The organism is Methylobacterium tardum, from assembly GCF_023546765.1.
Taxonomy (GTDB): domain Bacteria; phylum Pseudomonadota; class Alphaproteobacteria; order Rhizobiales; family Beijerinckiaceae; genus Methylobacterium; species Methylobacterium tardum.
The window spans coordinates 1,418,041-1,434,839 of sequence record NZ_CP097484.1 but is presented as its reverse complement, the minus strand read 5'-3'; the positions used below and the strand labels follow the sequence as shown (position 1 = coordinate 1,434,839).

Genomic DNA, 16,799 nt, shown 5'->3' with positions numbered 1-16,799 from the left:
TGCTCCGGATCCGTTCTCTGTGTTCCGGCCTCGACAAAGCAATCTCGAAACTCTCGCGAGTAACACACGTTAAAGCTGCGAATTTCGTCAAGGGTAACCGTGTTGATGGGTGGAGGGGCGAGCCAAATACGGAGCGTTAATGTGCTGTCTCTAAGCTCCTTCTAATCGGCCAGGGCGCTCATCGAGGCAGATGATGGGGCGGGGCAACAACAAGGTACAATCGAATGTCTCTGTCAAAGGATGGGCAGTTGATACAGCCCGACAGAGCCTCCGGGCCGATCGACAGGGCGGGGTCGCCGTCATCTTCGCCCTCAGTTCCACGGTCCTGATCGGGCTGGCTGGCGGCGGCATCGACTACGCGCGCCTGTCGGCCCGGCGCAGCCAACTGCAAAACGCCCTCGACAACGGCGTGCTCGCCGGCGGTAATGCGCTGAAGCTCGCCTCTGCGACTCCTGCCTCAGTCAGCGGCATCACCGAGCAAGCCATCCGCAGCGGTGTTACCTCGCCGCCCGACCGGCCGCTATCCGTGCAGATCACAGTTCCCAACGACAAGACGAGCGTCACGGCGACTGCCTCGGAGGAGTTCAAGCTCGCCTTCGGTCCGTTCGTGGGCGTGCGCACCGCGCATATCTCGCTTCGGGCGAAAGCCAACGTCATCGGCAACATGCGCCTGTGCATGTTGACCCTCGATCCTGCCGCCCCTGGTGCGTTCGATCTGGAAAAGAGCGCACAGGTCACCGCCAGTGGCTGCTCGCTCTACTCCAATTCCAGCAATCCGCAGGGCATGTTGGGCCAGGATAGCTCGTATGCCCGCGCGCAGACGATCTGCTCAGCGGGCGGCTTCTTTGGGGCTCGCGCCAACTTCGCCCCACCGCCGCAGACCGGCTGCCCGGTCATTAAGGATCCGCTCCAAGACCGCCCCACGCCGACGGTGGATGCCTGCACGTCAATCCCGGCCTCCGCCAATTCGAAGGGTGACACCAGCAAAAACCTCGCCGACCAGAGCACGCCATTGAGCCCCGGCACCTACTGCGGCGGTCTGCACATCACCAAGAACGCCATCGTCTCGCTGCAGCCCGGGATCTACGTGATGAAGGACGGCCCGCTGATCGTGGACAAGAACGGCTCCCTGAGCGGCATCGATGTCGGCTTCTATTTTACAGGAAACAAGGGCGGTCTGCTGTTCGATCAGAAGACCGCCATCAGCCTTGCGGCACCCACGACCGGTGTCATGGCGGGCCTGCTCATGATGGAGGAGCGTGCCGTTTCCGATCCGGTCGATCCGACCCTTGATGTCGTACAGGACATCCTTGCTCCGACCTCACCCACGCCGCCGCCATTGGGCGCAACGAAGCCCATGCGGACCTACCGCATCATCAGCGACAACGCGCGCACGATGCTCGGCACGATCTACCTGCCAGCGGGTCGCGTGGTGATCGATGCGAAGAAGCCGGTTGCCGACCAATCGGCCTACACTGTGATCGTCGCCCAGCAGGTGAATCTCTACAAGGGGCCGAACCTCTACCTCAACGCCAACTACGACGCCACGAGCGTCCCGGTGCCCAAGGGCGTGGGACCGATCAGCGGCAAGCTGCTGATCACGCAGTGAGTGGAGTGACGATGCCGGGCCTGCGCCGATGGAACCTCGTCCGGGAGTGACGCGATGCTCGCTCTGATCCTCGGCGATTCCGAGATGAACAACCTGCTGATGCTGCAGGCGCTGAAGCCCGTGGCCAATTGCGAGCCCGTGGCCTTCACCTGCCCTCGGGCGGCGCTCGACTTCCTGCGGGCGCATGTCGACCGGATCGGCGTCGTCGTCACCGATTACGACATGCCCGGCCTGACCGGTCTCGAGGTCATCGCGGCCGCCCGGGCGGTGCCGGGCTTCGCGCATGTGCCGATCGTCATGGTGACGAGCCTCGATCAGCGCAGCCTGCGCCACGATGCCCTGCGCGCCGGCGCTACCGACTTCCTCGGCAAGCCCTGCGACCCGGTCGAGATCCAGGCGCGCATCACCAACCTGATGCGGATCAGCGCCGCACACCGGCAGGAGCAGGACCGCACCGCCTGGCTCGCCCGCGAGGTCGCGGCCGCGGTCTCGGTGATCGAGGCGCGCGAGCACGAGATCATCGCCCTGCTGATGCGCGCCGCCGAGCACCGCGACACCGATACCGGCGATCACATCGCCCGGGTGGCGGGCTATGTGGGCGTGATCGCCCGGAACCTCGGCTTCGAGCCCGCCGCGATCCAGACCCTGAAGCTCGCCTCCACGATGCACGATGTCGGCAAGATCGGGGTCCCCGACTCGATCCTGCTGAAGCGCGGGCCGCTCTCCGCCGACGAGCGCGCCGAGATGGAGAAGCACGCCGAGCGCGGACGCCGGATCCTGGAGGGCAGCAGCTCCGACGTCGTGCGGCTCGCCGCCGAGATCGCCGAGAGCCACCACGAGCGCTGGGACGGCACGGGCTATCCGAAGGGCCTCAAGGGCGAGACGATCCCGCTCTCTGGCCGCATCGTGGCGGTGGCCGACGTGTTCGACGCCCTGGTGACGGAGCGCCCCTACAAGACCGCGTGGCCCCTCAATCGCGCGCGGGCCTTCGTGGCCGATCAGGCCGGCCTCCATTTCGACCCGCGCTGCGTCGAAGCCTTCCTCTCCGGCTGGGACGAGGTCGAGGCGCATTGCTTCGAGTCGACCGCTTCAGGATGCTAACCGGCGGAATGCTTCGCCCAGCCGTAACGTTCGCTTCCAAAATTCACAGTTTGGGGTTAGCCGGAAGGACGACCAAGACGGCGAAGACGATGAGCGTCGCATAACGTGTGCGAGCTCCCATCGCAGGCACGCCTGGGTTTGCGCGGCATCGGTTGTGCGCGAGCGAAATTGTTCCACGCTTCAGGAGTGTCCTGCCGCAATTGACCCGACAGCAGATCGGCATGACCGAGCTCGCCACCGCCATCGTCACGGCTCTGCCAACGCCTGCTTTCGCGCAAGCCGTGATCGAGAGCCAGACCAGCACCACGATCATCGTTTCCCCGAGTGCGCCGGGTGTAGTCACCTGCCAGCCTGGCCCCACCGGCAGGGACCTCTTCTCCGACGGATAGAATAGCGTGGCGGCTCGCAACGACGGGCAACTCTCACAGGCCAGAACGACCGGCAGTGGCGGCAGCAAGTAGCCGCTCGTAGCACGGCGCGTTCAGTCACACAGTTGCGGCTCGTCTCGGCTCACCCAGCTCACGGAGCGGGCTTTCGTTTGGCGCATTCAAGCGTCGGTCTGCACGACCGATATCCGCCTGCTCAAGCAGATTGTGACCGGCGGAACGCTTCGGACGATTGCGCCCTGGCGTCCCGCCGGACCGGGGGGAATGTTGAGACACCCGGCACGCACGCAGTGCACAAACTGGGATCGCGTTCCGGAGCAGGCGAGACAGCCGACGCGTTTTGCAAGGCATGCGGTCGCGTGCTGCGCCCAGCCTTGAGCAGCTTCGCCCACCGGATCGCCGGGGCAATCTCACAGTCCGTCGTGATCTGCGCGGGACCGGCTGAGATCAACGTCTCGATTGGTATCGCTCTCTCGGCCGCACATCCTCAGAGCTCGCACGACATTCTGACTGCGGCCGATCAGGCAATGTATGCAGCCAAGCGCAACGCGAGCACACCATGGCGGCTCGCAACGTCGCGAGAGCCCCGCATCTGCGCCGCCTGATCGATGGCATGCTGTCGCTCGATGCCGCCTTCAGTCTAATGAAAGCGTTCTTTGACGATCGGCCCCGATGGATTTTAGCCGCCCGCAGTGCTCGGCGATAATGTAGCCTACGATCAACCCGCCGCTCTGACACGCATGATCGGTCACGTCAGCGCCGCCCTGGGCTGCTTCAGCGTTCAGGTAGCCCTTGCTCTATTGCTTGGGCATTGAAGGTCGCAGGGTTCGATGATCCAGCACCTTACGCCCAGGCAGGTCGTTGTCGCGATCGACAGCGCCGCAGAGCCGGTTCGAGAGGCGGCGTGGCCGAGGACGGCCTGGGTACGACAGCCCGAGTTCGTCGGGTCAGCTCTTGCTGAGCTGCCTGTGATTGGCTTGGACCTTCCGACCGTAGCCGCGTACGACCTTGCGCGGCGTGCCGCCCGTCGCGAGCGTCACCGCGGCAGAGCCAGCGACTAGGACCTTCTCGGTCACTATCCAGTGAGTTTCCTTGCGCGCCTTCGGGCCTCCGACCATCAGACTGGCGATCCGCTCGCCGACGGCCATCTGCGCCTGGACGCCGAGTATCGCGAGGTCGTGCCCACGGCGAGCCACGGTGCAAGATTGTCGCCTGATCTCCGGCCTGCGCGCATGGGGCTCCCTGCGTTTTAGATGGACCGCGCTTCACCTTGAACTGGCCGCGCCTACGCAGCGATCCGGCAATTGTTGCAATTGACCCTACTGCCGGATGGAATCGAGGAGATCACCGCCTCACTTCCGTGAGCGTCGAACCCAGGCTGATGGACCGATAGGTCTGACAATAACTCGGATCAGCGCTCTTCGTGGGATCGTCGAGCGTTCGACCTCAGCAATTCGTGCGCGTCGCGTGGCGCTCGGTCTAGTCGTCGACGAACTATCCTCGTCAGACCGGTAGGCGCTGGTGCCACAGTAGCGGCCCAACCGCTGTTGAAACGAGGCCTACGCAGCCTACAGCCCCGCTTCCTACTACCTGTGCGCGAGGACCTAGGGTAGCGTCGCCGGCTCAAGGCAACGGCCGGCACCGGCCGTCATGTGGGGGGACATGACCTCGTGGACGCGTTCGGCCTCGACCAGACCCTAATCCGGGACTACGACGCCTTCGCGCGATCCTTCAACAAGATCGCTGCTGACGACATCCGGACCGAGGTCGACCGCCTCTACGACAACAAGGCGTTCTGGCCGGATCCCCTGATCACGATCAACCCGCACTTCGCACGCGGGGAGACGCTCCAGGAACTCGTCAAGGACGATGTCCTGCACCCGCTCACGACGCACGTCTTTCGTGAGCGCAGCCGGGTCCTCGAGCCGCACCTTCATCAGGTCGAGGCGCTGACGAAGGCCAAGGCCAACAAAAGCTTCGTCGTCACGACCGGCACCGGATCGGGCAAGTCGCTCTGCTACTTCCTGCCGATCATCGACGAGGCGATCCGGGAGCGCCAGAAGCCCGACTTCCGACCGCGGACCCGCGCCATCGTCGTCTATCCGATGAACGCGTTGGCGAACTCGCAGTACGAGGGCCTGACCGAGTTCCTGAACCAGTGCGGTATTCCAGAGGCCGAGCGCCCACGGGTGCGCATCTACACGGGCCAGGAGAGCCGCGAGAAGCGCGAGGAGGTCCGAGACAACCCGCCGGACATCCTGCTCACCAACTTCATGATGCTCGAACTGCTGCTTACGCGGCAGAGCGAGCTCGACGCCCAGGTGATCGGCAACGCCCGCGGCCTGCGCTGGATCGTGCTGGACGAGTTGCACACCTATCGCGGGCGTCAGGGTGCCGATGTCGCCGTTCTGGTGCGCCGACTGCGCGACCAGCTGTGCCGCGGCGTGGCCGATCCCGTCTGCATCGGCACGTCCGCGACCATGGCGACGCCGGACCAGGGCGATCCGGTCAAAGCGGTGGCCAAAGTCGCCAGCGACCTATTCGGTGTGGCGGTCACGGACGACTGCGTCATCGAAGAGACCCTTCAGCGGGCGACCGACGAGGATCTGACAGTCCCCAGCGTGCAGGGGCAGCTGGCCGCATGCATCCAGAGCCCGGTGCCAACGAAGGTCACAGACGCCGAGCTGAAAATCCACCCGCTCGCCGTCTGGATCGAGCTTCGGATCGGGCTGGAGTACACCAGCCGCCTGAAGCGGCGGCAGCCGATGACCCTGGTGGATGCGGCGAGGGCTCTCGCTCATGAGACCGGGTGCGACGCGGAACTATGCGAAGGGCGTCTGCGCGAGATGCTCAGCCTCCTTGCCCGTCCCGGCGCAGAGCGGGGCGGCACCGGGTCCCGCGCGTTTCTGGCGTTCAAGCTGCACCGGTTCATCTCAGGCGCGGGCTTAGTCTACACGACCTTGCGTACGGCCGGTCCGACCGGCATCCGGCGCGTCACGCTGAAGGGTCAGACGCACCATCCAGATGACAAGACCGCGCTGCTGTTCTCGACCCATTTCTGTCGGGATTGCGGGCACGAGTACCACCCGGTCATGCGCCTCGGCGACGAGGACGGCGACCATTTCGTGGCCCGCTCGATCGACGATCCGATCAATGAGCGGGAGACGGACGGCGGCACCGCCGGCTACCTCGTGCCCGAGCCTGAGACGATCAACGAGTTCTTCCAGGGCGCACTGGACGAGTACCCCGACGAGTGGGTCGAGCACACGCCGCGTGGCTCGCGCCTGAAGTCCACGCGCCGAAAGCAGCAGGTCACGGCAGCCTTCGTCCTGCCGAACGGGCGCGTCGGTGCCGCCGGCCGCCAGGCTTGGTTCATCCCCGGCCGGTGGCGTTTCTGCCTGAACTGCAAGCTGGAGGCGCAGCCCGGAACCCGCGAGCAGAACAAGCTCGCCGGTTTGACTGCCGAGGGGCGTTCTTCGGCGACGACACTCATCGTCAGCAGCCTTCTGCGGTTCATGCATCGTCCCGAGGCGAAGATCGCCGACGACAAGCGCAAGGTGCTGGGGTTCTCCGACAACCGTCAGGACGCGGCGCTTCAGGCCGGCCACTTCAACGACTTCATCTTCACGACGCTGTTGCGGGCTGCCGTCCTCTCGGCCGTGCAGGCCGCCGGGCCTGACGGGCTCGCCGAGGCCGAGTACGGCACGGCCGTGCAGAAGGCGCTCGGCTTCGAGGACAACAACGACGATCGCCGCCGCCACTGGATGCGCTCGCCCGAGGCCGTTGGCCCGTCCCGTGCGCGGGCTGTCACCGATCTCACGCGCGTTCTCAGCCACCGCGTGTGGAGCGACCAGCGCCGCGGCTGGCGGTACACCAACCTGAACCTGGAGAACCTCCAGCTCATCCGGGCGCACTACCCGGGCCTCGAGAGCTGTGCCGATGACAGTCTCTTCAAGGATGCCCCTCTGCTGCGCGGCCTCAAGCCGGATGCGCGTCGACGGATCTTTCACGCTCTGTTCGAGGTCATGCGCGGGGAACTCGCGGTCGAGAGCGACTTCCTGAAGAAGGCGACGACCGAGAGCCTGGGCCGATCCTCACGCGACAACCTGCGCACGCCCTGGGCGATCTCGGAGCAGGAGGCGGTCTCCAATGCCGGGCTGCTGATCGTCCCGGAGGGGGCCGGCGGCAAGGCTCAGCCGAGCGGTCGCGGCCCGGACAGCCGCCTGATCACCGCCGGTCCCAACAGCCGCGTCGGCAAGAAGCTGCGGCACGGCCATCTCTCGGGCAATCGACGCCTCACGGTCCACGAGTACAACGAACTCCTGGAGAGCGTCGTCCGGATCGCCAAGGCTCAGAACTGGATCCGAGAGGTCTCGGAGTACGGGATCACCGGCCTGCGGCTGTTGCCCTCCGCCATTCGGCTCGTCGCTGATGCGCCGAAGGTGGACGTAAACACCTACTTCACGCGCCTGTATCGCGAGACCGCGGACATCCTCACCAGCGACGACGATAGCCTGCTCGGGTTCGAGAGCCGTGAGCACACGGCGCAGGTCGACAAGGATCTGCGGCTCTGGCGCGAGGCGCGCTTCCGCTGGGGCGATGCCGGCAAACGCAACCTCGACGTGATGCGCGCGGACCAGACCAATCCGCTGGAGGCTGACACCTTCCTGCCGGTGCTGTTCTGCTCGCCGACGATGGAGCTCGGCGTCGACATCTCGGTGCTGAACGCCGTCTACCTGCGCAATGCGCCGCCGACGCCGGCGAACTACGCGCAGCGGTCCGGCCGCGCAGGACGCTCCGGCCAAGCTGCGCTCATCGTCACCTACTGCGCGGCCCAGAGCCCGCACGATCAGTACTACTTCGCCCGGCGGGAGCAGCTCGTCGCCGGCTCCGTGCGACCGCCCGGCATCGATCTCGCCAACCGCGACCTGATCGAGGCGCATCTCAACGCCATCTGGCTGGCGAAGGCCGGCATCGACGGGCGGCTGCGGCAGGAACTGCCGGACGCCATCCCGGACATCCTCGACCTCGATACGCCCAAGCGCACGGTGCGCGCCGAGATCACCGACCGGCTCGCAAATCCGGACCGCGTGGTCGGCGTGGAGGACGATTTCGAGCGGATCCTGGGCAACATCCGCACCTCCATTCCGCCAGCCGTCCTGAACGACCCGGGCAGCGATTGGCTGAAGAACTCCAAGCCATTCGTGGCTGATGTCGCGAAGACGGCAGCGCAGCGCTTCAACGATGCGTTCGGGCGCTGGCGCGACCTGTACAACGCCGCCTTCGTGCAGATGGAGGAGGCCAGCCGGCAGATCATGAAGCACGGCCTGACGAAGCAGGCCCGCGACGCCGCCGAGCGCGCCTTGCGCATCGCTAACAGCCAGATCCGGCTGCTGGAGCACGGCGGCAAATCGGACAATTCCGACTTCGCCTCGCACCGATACCTCGCGACCGAAGGCTATCTGCCCGGCTACAACTTCCCACGGCTGCCGCTCTACGCCTACGTGCCCGAGCAGGGCTCCACCGGGCCGCGGGCGGCCTACCTGCAGCGTGCCCGCTTCCTGGCGATCGCCGAATTTGGACCGGGCTCGCTGATCTACCACGAGGGGCGCGCCTTCAAGGTCGTCCGTGCCAAGATCCCGCCGGACGTTCGCGACCCGCAAGGAATGCTGGCCGAGGGCAACCTCGCGGTCTGGCGCGTGTGCCGCACATGCGGCGCGGGCCACGAGGGTGCCGGACAGAATCTGTGTCACGCCTGCGGCGCGCAGATTGGCGGCGAAGGTTCGAAGCTCATCCAGAAGGTTCTGCGCATCGAGAACGTCGAGACGGTCCCGTCCGAGCGCATCACCGCGAACGAGGAGGCCCGCCGGGGTCGTGGGTTCGAGATCCAGACCACCTTCACCTGGGCGAAACGAAACGGCCAGAGCGACATCCTGACCGCGGTCGCTGAGGATGACGACGGCACCGTCCTGGATCTAACCTACGCGCCACGCGCTCAGATCAGCCGGCTCAACCTGGGCCTTCGCAAGCGGAAGCCGGAAACAGGGTTTGGCTACCCGATCGACCCGCAGAACGGCCAATGGGTCGGAGCCGACCGCGAGCAGGACGATGACGATGCTGACCCGGCAGAGCCCGAACGCCCCGGAGCCGTGCGCGTCGTACCCATCGTGCAGGACCACAAGAATGCGGCCCTGCTGAAGCTCTTCGGTCCGGAGGCAGAGGAGACCACGCTCGCCACGCTCCAATACGCGATCGCTCGGGGCCTGAGCCTCGTCTTTCAGGTCGAGGAAGGCGAGATCGCCACCGAGGCCGTCCCGGATCGCCGGAGGCGCAAGGCGATCCTCGCTTACGAGTCCAGCGAGGGCGGTGCCGGCGTGCTTCGCCGCCTCGTCAGCGAACCGGAGCGCTTGGCCGAAGTCGCCCGTCGCGCCCTGGAAGTCATGCACTTCACGCCCGAGAGCATCGAGGACGCGCTGATCACCCGCGACGCCTCAAAGCTGCAGGATCTCGGCGACGCCTTCTGCGTGCGCGGCTGCTATCGCTGTCTGCTGTCGTACTACAACCAAATGGACCACGCTCTGATCGACCGCACGGACGAGGGCGCTCGCACGACCCTCGTCCGGCTCGCGGCCGGCGTGATCCGGTCGACCTCCGTCGTGTGCACGGCACCCTCGGCCGCAGCGAGCACGGAGACGTGGCCGCAGGCTCTCGGCCGGTGGGGGCTGCCGCCGTTCGACGCCAAGCGGTTGAAGTTCGACGCCAACGGCATCTTGGACGTTTGGCGCAGCCACCACGTCGCGATCGCCTACGCGCCGCCGCCGCAGGACATCGTCGACGAACTCGATGACGGCGGCTGGACGCTCGTGGTGCTCACAGGAGCCCCCGAGCAGGACCCGCCCCTGCCCTCTCGTCGCTGTTCAAGGTCGCGGCATGACCGTCCAGTTCTCCCCCGGCGACCTCGTGCGTGCGCGCGGCCGGGAATGGGTCACGCTGCCCCACAACGACCCGGCCGCGCTTCGCCTGCGCCCGCTCTCCGGCACTGAGGCCGACGCGCTGACGATACTGCCGGCTCTGGAGCGGATGCCGGTCGAGGCCGCGCACTTCGCTCCGCCCGAGGTCGACGTGCGCGGCACGCAGGAGAGCGCCCGCCTTCTGGCGGAGGCGCTCCGCCTGTCGCTGCGGCGGGGCGCGGGCCCGTTCCGCTCGTCGGCGCGCGTCAGCTTCGAGCCGCGAGCCTATCAGCTCGTACCGCTGCTGATGGCGATGCGCCTGCCCGTGGTTCGCCTGCTGATCGCCGACGACGTCGGCATCGGCAAGACCGTCGAGGCCGGCCTCATCCTTCGCGAACTCCTCGACCGCGGCGAGATCGAGCGCTTCTGCGTCCTGTGCCCGCCGCACCTCGTCGATCAATGGGTCGGCGAGCTGCGCGCCAAGTTCGACATCGAGGCCGTCGCCGTCACCTCCGCGTCCGCGCCGCGCCTGGAACGGAAAGTCGTCGGGACGCAGAGCCTGTTCGAGGTCCATCCGTTCACGGTCGTCAGCCTGGACTACATCAAGGCTGAGAAGCGCCGTGAGAGCTTCGCGGCCTCGTGTCCGCCCTGCGTCGTCGTCGACGAGGCCCATGCCTGCGTCGGCACGCACGGTAGCCGCCAGCGGCGCTATCGCCTGCTGCAGCGTCTCGCCCGAGACGCGGCGCGGCACATAATGCTTCTCACCGCGACCCCACACAGCGGCGACGAGGAGGCCTTCGATCGGTTGCTGAAGCTGCTTGATGAGAGCTTCGCGATGTCCGGCCTCGAGACCAATGCCGGCCGTATCGCGCTCGCGCGCCACTTCGTGCAGCGTCGCCGAAAGGACATCCTCGAGCAGAAGTGGGAAGACGATCAGATCTTCCCGAAACACGAGAAGCTCAACCGCCCCTACTCGCTCGGGCCCGATCACACGGCGTTCCACGACGCCGTCCTCGACTACTGCCTCGATCGCATCGAGGACGCGGGTGACGGCACGCACCGGCAGCGGCTCACGCTCTGGTCGACGTTGGCGCTGCTCCGCTGTGTGGGCTCATCGCCGGCCGCGGCCCTCAATGCGCTCCGCAACCGCCAGGACGGCGATCCCGAACGCTTGTCGATGCAGGTTCTCGACGAGGAGGACGAGGATACCGAGGCCGTCGACGCAGAGCCGAGCGCCTATCTTGGGACCGACCCGGCGCTCGCCAAGCTGATCCAGCAGGCCGAGGCGCTGGTCAAAAAGCCGGACCCGAAGCTCGCGATGATGATCGAGGAGCTGAAGCCCCTGATCACCGCCGGCGCGAACCCGGTCGTGTTTTGCCGGTACATCGCCACGGCCGAGTATGTCGCCACCGCGCTCCGCAAGGCCTTCCCGGGCCTCGCCGTCGAGAGCGTCACGGGTCTGCTCGTCCCGGACGATCGCCGCGACCGGGTCGAAGGGATGGCCGAGGAGCCACAGCGGCTACTGGTGGCGACGGACTGCCTGTCCGAAGGCATCAACCTGCAGATGCTGTTCGACGCCGTCGTGCACTACGACTTGTCGTGGAACCCGACCCGGCATCAGCAGCGCGAGGGGCGCGTTGATCGCTTCGGCCAGCCGGCGTCCCTGGTAAAGTCCATGCTACTGTTCGGGTCGGACAGCCTCATCGACAGCGCGGTCCTCAGCGTGATCCTGAGGAAGGCGGAGCGGATTCGGAAGGATCTCGGCGTCATCATCGCGCTGCCGGAGGATCGTCAGGTGATCTCCGGCGCGCTCTTGAACGCGATGTTGGAGCACCGCGGACGCCCCCGAGCGCAGAGGCAGCTCGACTTGTTCGCCAAGGAAGCGAGCGCCCTGTCGGCGTGCTGGCGCGACGCCGAGGAGGGCGAGAAGCGCTCACGCGCGCGCTACGCGCAGCACGCTCTCAAGCCTGCCGAAGTCATGCCCGAGTGGGAGAGCTGGCGCGCGATCATCGGCGGCCCCGACCGGGTCGAACGCTTCATCGCCCATGCCATGAACCACTTCAACACGGCGCTGGAGCCCGGCCGCGACGCGACCTTCCGCGCCGATCTCGCCAAGCTACCGCCCGCCATCACCGAACGCCTCGACGCCAGCGGTGTCAGGGGCGACGTGCGGATCAGCTTCGAGGCCAAAGCGCCAGCCGGTGCCGTCACCGTCGGCCGGGCGCATCCGATCGCCGCGACCCTAGCCGAGAGCCTGCTGGAGACCGCGCTCGACCCCAAGAGCGAGACTGGCTTCGAACTCGCCCGGACCGGTGTGTGGAGCACCAGCGCCGTCGACGCCATGACGACGGTCGTGCTTGTCCGCCTGCGCCACAAGCTCACCGTACACGGACGATCGGAGCGCATGCTGCTCGCTGAGGAAGCCGTCACCCTGGCCTTTGTGGGAGCGAGCGCGACCGCCATCGCGGATGGCGAGACCGCGCAGCAGCTGCTTGAGGCACCCGCCAGCGGCGACCTTGCTGAAACCGCGCGCCACCGCCTGATCGAGCGGGCGCGCGAGCGCGTCTTGAGCGCGTACATGCCAGCGATCGACGCTTACGCCCTCCAGCGTGGCGAAGCGCTCGAGGCCGATCACCGCCGCGTCCGTGCCGCTGCTCAGGGCACGCCCCGGGTCACGGTCGAGCCGATCCTGCCCGCCGACATCGTCGGCCTCTACGTCCTCACGCCCGGAGATCTATGATGGCGCGCCAGCCGAGACCTGCTGGGCGGGCCCGTCGCGCGAAGCGCACCCCGGCGATCGCGTTCGACGCGATCACCCTAGAGGGTGGTCTGATCGCGCCGGCGATGCTGTCTCAGATCGCCCGCATCGAGGCCGACGAGCAGACTGCGGCCGATTACGGCGTCGCGCGCGGGCTCATCCTGCGCGACGAGATCGCGCGCGCCTACCGGATTGCCCAGGCGCACTACGCCGATCTCACGGCCCATCCGGAGCCGTCGCTCGCTGCTACGCAGCGCTTCACCGAGGCCCTGCTGCGCGACGTCCTGGAATTCCGAGACCTCGTCCCGGTCGGGCGGCATGACCGCGATGGCGACATCTACCCCGTGACCTTCGAGGGCCTCGGTGGACGCGTGCCGGTGGTCGTGGTCCCGCCGGCTGACGGCATCGACCGCGTGAGCGCGAGCCTGACGGCGGCCGGACGGCGCGGGTCCGCGGCCAGCGTCGTGCAGGACTGGCTCAACGCCGAAGATGCCGCCCTATGGGGGCTCGCCTGCTGCGGCACGCGCCTGCGCCTGCTGCGCGACAACCCAAGCCTGACCCGGCCCGCCTACATCGAGGCCGATCTTGACGCGATCTTCACGAACGAGGGCCGGGTCGATTTCGCCGTGCTCTGGCTGCTCCTGCACGCGACGCGCTTCGGCAAGCCTACTGACGCGGTCACGGATTGCACGCTGGAGCGGTGGCGGCTTGCCGGACTGAAAGAGGGCGAAGTCGCACGCGATCGTCTCCGCGACGGGGTCGAGGAAGCCCTTCTCGCACTAGGAACTGGCTTCCTGAGCCACCCGGCCAATGGGGAGCTGCGCAAGTTTGTCGGCAGCGGCGTGATCCCGGCCCAGGCATATTTCGAGCAGTGCCTGCACCTCGTCTACCGGCTGATCTTCCTGTTCGTCGCCGAGGATCGCGACCTCTTGCATCCGCCGCAAACGGCGGCGCTCAAGCGCCAGCGCTATGCTCAAGGCTACAGCCTTGGAAGCCTACGACAGGCCAGCATCCGCCGAAGTGCGTATGATGCTCATGCTGATCGCTGGGAGGCCCTTCAGGTTGTCTTCCGCGGATTAGGGGATGGCGAGGAAGAACTCGGCCTTCCCGCACTCTCCGGTCTGTTCGAGCCGGGACGTATGGATGATCTCGAGAGCTGCGCTCTAGCCAACCGGGATTTGATGAGAGCCATCCATCGGCTCGCCTGGCTCAGGGGGCAGGATGGTACGCTTCCGGTGAATTGGCGTGATATGCAGACCGAGGAACTCGGTTCTGTCTACGAAAGTCTGCTTGAACTCGCACCGCGCATCAGCCCGAATGGACGCGAGCTGCTCTTCGCAGAAGGCGCAGAGACGAAGGGCAACGCCAGGAAAACAACGGGCAGCTACTACACGCCTGACAGTCTGGTTCAGGCGCTCCTCGACACAGTTGCCGATCCCGTCATGGACCGCGTGGTCTCCAGCTCGCAGGATCCCACGCGAGCTCTGCTCAGCTTGCGCATCATCGACCCTGCCTGTGGCTCAGGTCATTTCCTGCTCGCAGCAGCCCGACGTCTCGCGACACGTGTTGCGCGGGTCCGGAACGGAGGTGTCGCTTCAGCGGACCAATATCGAGAGGCGATGCGTGACGTTGTCCGACGTTGCGTCCACGGCGTAGATCGCAATCCGATGGCTATCGACCTCGCCAAGGTCGCGCTGTGGATCGAATCGATCGAACCTGGCAAGCCACTCGGCTTTCTGGATGCCAATCTGGTCTGCGGTGACGCCCTTCTCGGAACGTTCGCTTTCGGGGAGAAGCTGGACAGCCTTCTCGACAGCGGTGTTCCGGACGAGGCCTACAAGCCTATGACCGGGGACGACAAAGCCGTATGCCGTCAGTACTACCTGATCAACCGGGATGAACGCGTCGGGCAGGGCCGGCTCGACATCTTCGATGACAAAGCCTGGAAACTTCAGAACTCCTACATCGAGAAACTTGTAGAGACGTTCAGGGAAATGCCGGAAGACACGCCTCGCGAACGCAGAGCACGCCAGGAGCTCTGGCAACAGGCCATGTCTGATCCAGGTTTGCTCGCGAAGAGACAGGCTGCCGATATCTACGTCGCGGCCTACCTTCTTGGCAAAGATAGCCAAGCTATCGCCCACGATGAAAGACTGATCCCGACAACCGCTGACATTGCTGCCGTACTACGGCAGGTCAGCATCAAGCCGGAGATCGAGGCTTCAGGCTCACTTGCTTGCGCAACCGCGCGCGTCCTTCATTGGGGGCTGACCTTTGCTGACGCATTCGCTGCCGGAGGGTTTGACATCGTTGTCGGCAATCCGCCCTGGGACGTGATACAACTTGGCGAAGAAGAATATTTCGCTCAGCGCAAGCCCGAGATCGCTCTACTGGCAGGGTCTAAGCGCAAAAAGGCCATTCAGGATCTCAAGCTCCATCACCCTGAAATTTTTGCCACTTACGAGCGAGACAAGCGCGCTTTCGAAGCTGCGAACGAGTTCGCTCGTTCATCGGGGCGATTTCCACTCACCGCGCGCGGCAAAGTCAATTCCTACGCGCTCTTCTCGGAACTGTTTGCGAAGCTGATCTCATCCCGAGGTCGGGCGGGGATCGTTGTCCCAACGGGCATCGCAACTGATGCAACGACTTCGCTGTTCTTCGCTGATCTGGTCGCCAACAAGCGACTGATCCGTCTTGCCGATTTCGAGAACAGGATGAAGCTTTTCGCCGCGCCTGATGCGCGGATGAAGTTCTGCCTTCTGACAATCGGAGAAGGCGTTGAGAGTGCGACGTTCTCGTTCTTCTCAACTGCAACCTCCCAGATGAATGAACCCGAAAGAAACTTCATTCTTTCAGCTGACGACATTCTGCAGATCAATCCGAACACAAAGACCGTGCCTGTCTTCCGGGCACGAGAAGATGCGAGACTTACGAAGTATATCTACTCACGCTCTCGCGTTCTCATCGAAGAAGCCAATAAGGCTACAGGCAATCCATGGCGTGTGACGTTTCGCCAAGGATTGTATAACATGACCTCGGACAGTGCGCTGTTCAAAGACGCCAGTCAGCTCATCGATCTGGGCCTAATCCAGGAGGGCACAGATTGGATCAGTGATCCCGATGCAGCTGCGTCCGGTTCTGATATCACCGAACCCGTGCGATATATTCCGCTCTATGAAGCAAAGATGATCAACTTTTACGATCATCGTGCAGGAGGCTACGCTCAGCGCGGCGACGAACGTGGCTATCGCGTACTTCCTGAAACGAGCGCTGACGAACATGCCGATCCGAACTTCGAATTGACGCCGTTCTACTGGGTCGACAAATCTGACGTGGAAGAGAGGTTAGCCTCTCTGCATTGGCCACACGCTTGGTACATCGGCTTCAAAGATCTGACTTCTGCAACCAACGAACGCACCTTCATTCCCGCGATCGTTCCGCGTGTCGGCGTAGGGAACAATCTTCCCCTCATGTTCCCCGGCGTTACTGACGTTAGGAAGATCGCGTGCCTCCTAGCCAACATGAGCAGCCTCATCTTCGACTTCGTTGTTCGCCAGAAGGCGGGCGGCTTGCACATGAATTTCTTCTATGTGAAGCAGTTTCCAGTTCTTCCTCCTGATCACTATGGGCCTGAGAGCCTGAACTACATCATTCCGCGCGTTCTCGAACTCGTCTACACAAGCCACTCCATGGCACCGTTCGCTCGTGATCTAGGGTACTCAGGACCCCCATTCACATGGGACGAGCAACGGCGAGCGCTGCTGCGCGCTGAACTCGATGCCTGGTATGCACATGCATACGGCCTCACTTTTGATGATCTACGCTACGTCCTCGATCCTACTGATGCGAAGGGACCGGAGTATCCGTCCGAAAGCTTTCGCGGCCTGAAAGCCAACGAATTGCGGGAGCTCGATGAATATCGAACGTCCCGGTTGGTCACAGCTGCGTATAGAAACATTGCCGCCGCGATAGGCGCGCGTGTCGCGGCTGAGTAG

General features: G+C 65.0%; 8 protein-coding genes. 7 read left to right on the top strand and 1 reads right to left on the bottom strand.

Going from position 1 to position 16,799, the window contains the following annotated elements; translation table 11 throughout:
- The first annotated feature begins 190 nt into the window (after positions 1-190).
- The 4 genes from M6G65_RS06800 (at position 191) to M6G65_RS33925 (ending at position 3,701) form a co-directional block, all read left to right on the top strand.
- A complete protein-coding gene (locus M6G65_RS06800) occupies positions 191-1,609 on the top strand; it encodes a TadE/TadG family type IV pilus assembly protein (protein ID WP_250103730.1) in 1,419 nt (472 codons plus the stop codon).
- A gap of 54 nt (positions 1,610-1,663) precedes the next feature.
- Positions 1,664-2,710: an HD-GYP domain-containing protein gene (locus tag M6G65_RS06795; protein ID WP_250103729.1), complete on the top strand. Its 1,047-nt coding sequence runs from the start codon at positions 1,664-1,666 to the stop codon at positions 2,708-2,710.
- 221 nt (positions 2,711-2,931) lie between these two features.
- Positions 2,932-3,099: a hypothetical protein gene (locus tag M6G65_RS06790; protein WP_238197260.1), complete on the top strand. Its 168-nt coding sequence runs from the start codon at positions 2,932-2,934 to the stop codon at positions 3,097-3,099.
- Between the two features lie 287 nt (positions 3,100-3,386).
- Positions 3,387-3,701 (top strand): diguanylate cyclase domain-containing protein, encoded by a 315-nt coding sequence (locus M6G65_RS33925; protein ID WP_373323804.1) that lies wholly within the window; start codon positions 3,387-3,389, stop codon positions 3,699-3,701.
- 342 nt (positions 3,702-4,043) lie between these two features.
- Here the strand turns inward: M6G65_RS33925 and M6G65_RS06785 are convergent, their stop codons facing one another.
- On the bottom strand, positions 4,044-4,292 hold the full coding sequence (locus tag M6G65_RS06785) for a hypothetical protein (RefSeq protein ID WP_238197259.1): 249 nt from the start codon (positions 4,290-4,292) through the stop codon (positions 4,044-4,046).
- A gap of 474 nt (positions 4,293-4,766) precedes the next feature.
- Here M6G65_RS06785 and M6G65_RS06780 point away from each other — a divergent pair, with 474 nt between their 5' ends.
- Genes M6G65_RS06780 through M6G65_RS06770 form a run of 3 tightly spaced genes read left to right on the top strand, consistent with a single transcriptional unit; the run spans position 4,767 to position 16,799 of the window.
- The gene (locus M6G65_RS06780) at positions 4,767-10,139 is read left to right on the top strand and encodes a DEAD/DEAH box helicase (protein ID WP_250103728.1); all 5,373 of its coding nucleotides are present in this window, start codon (positions 4,767-4,769) and stop codon (positions 10,137-10,139) included.
- Complete coding sequence (locus M6G65_RS06775) at positions 10,027-12,786, top strand: DEAD/DEAH box helicase (RefSeq protein ID WP_238197257.1); 2,760 nt, start codon at positions 10,027-10,029, stop codon at positions 12,784-12,786. Before M6G65_RS06780 ends, M6G65_RS06775 begins: the two co-directional genes overlap by 113 nt.
- Entirely contained in the window at positions 12,783-16,799 is a 4,017-nt protein-coding gene (locus tag M6G65_RS06770) for an Eco57I restriction-modification methylase domain-containing protein (RefSeq protein ID WP_238197256.1), read from the top strand. The genes M6G65_RS06775 and M6G65_RS06770 overlap by 4 nt, the downstream gene beginning before the upstream one ends.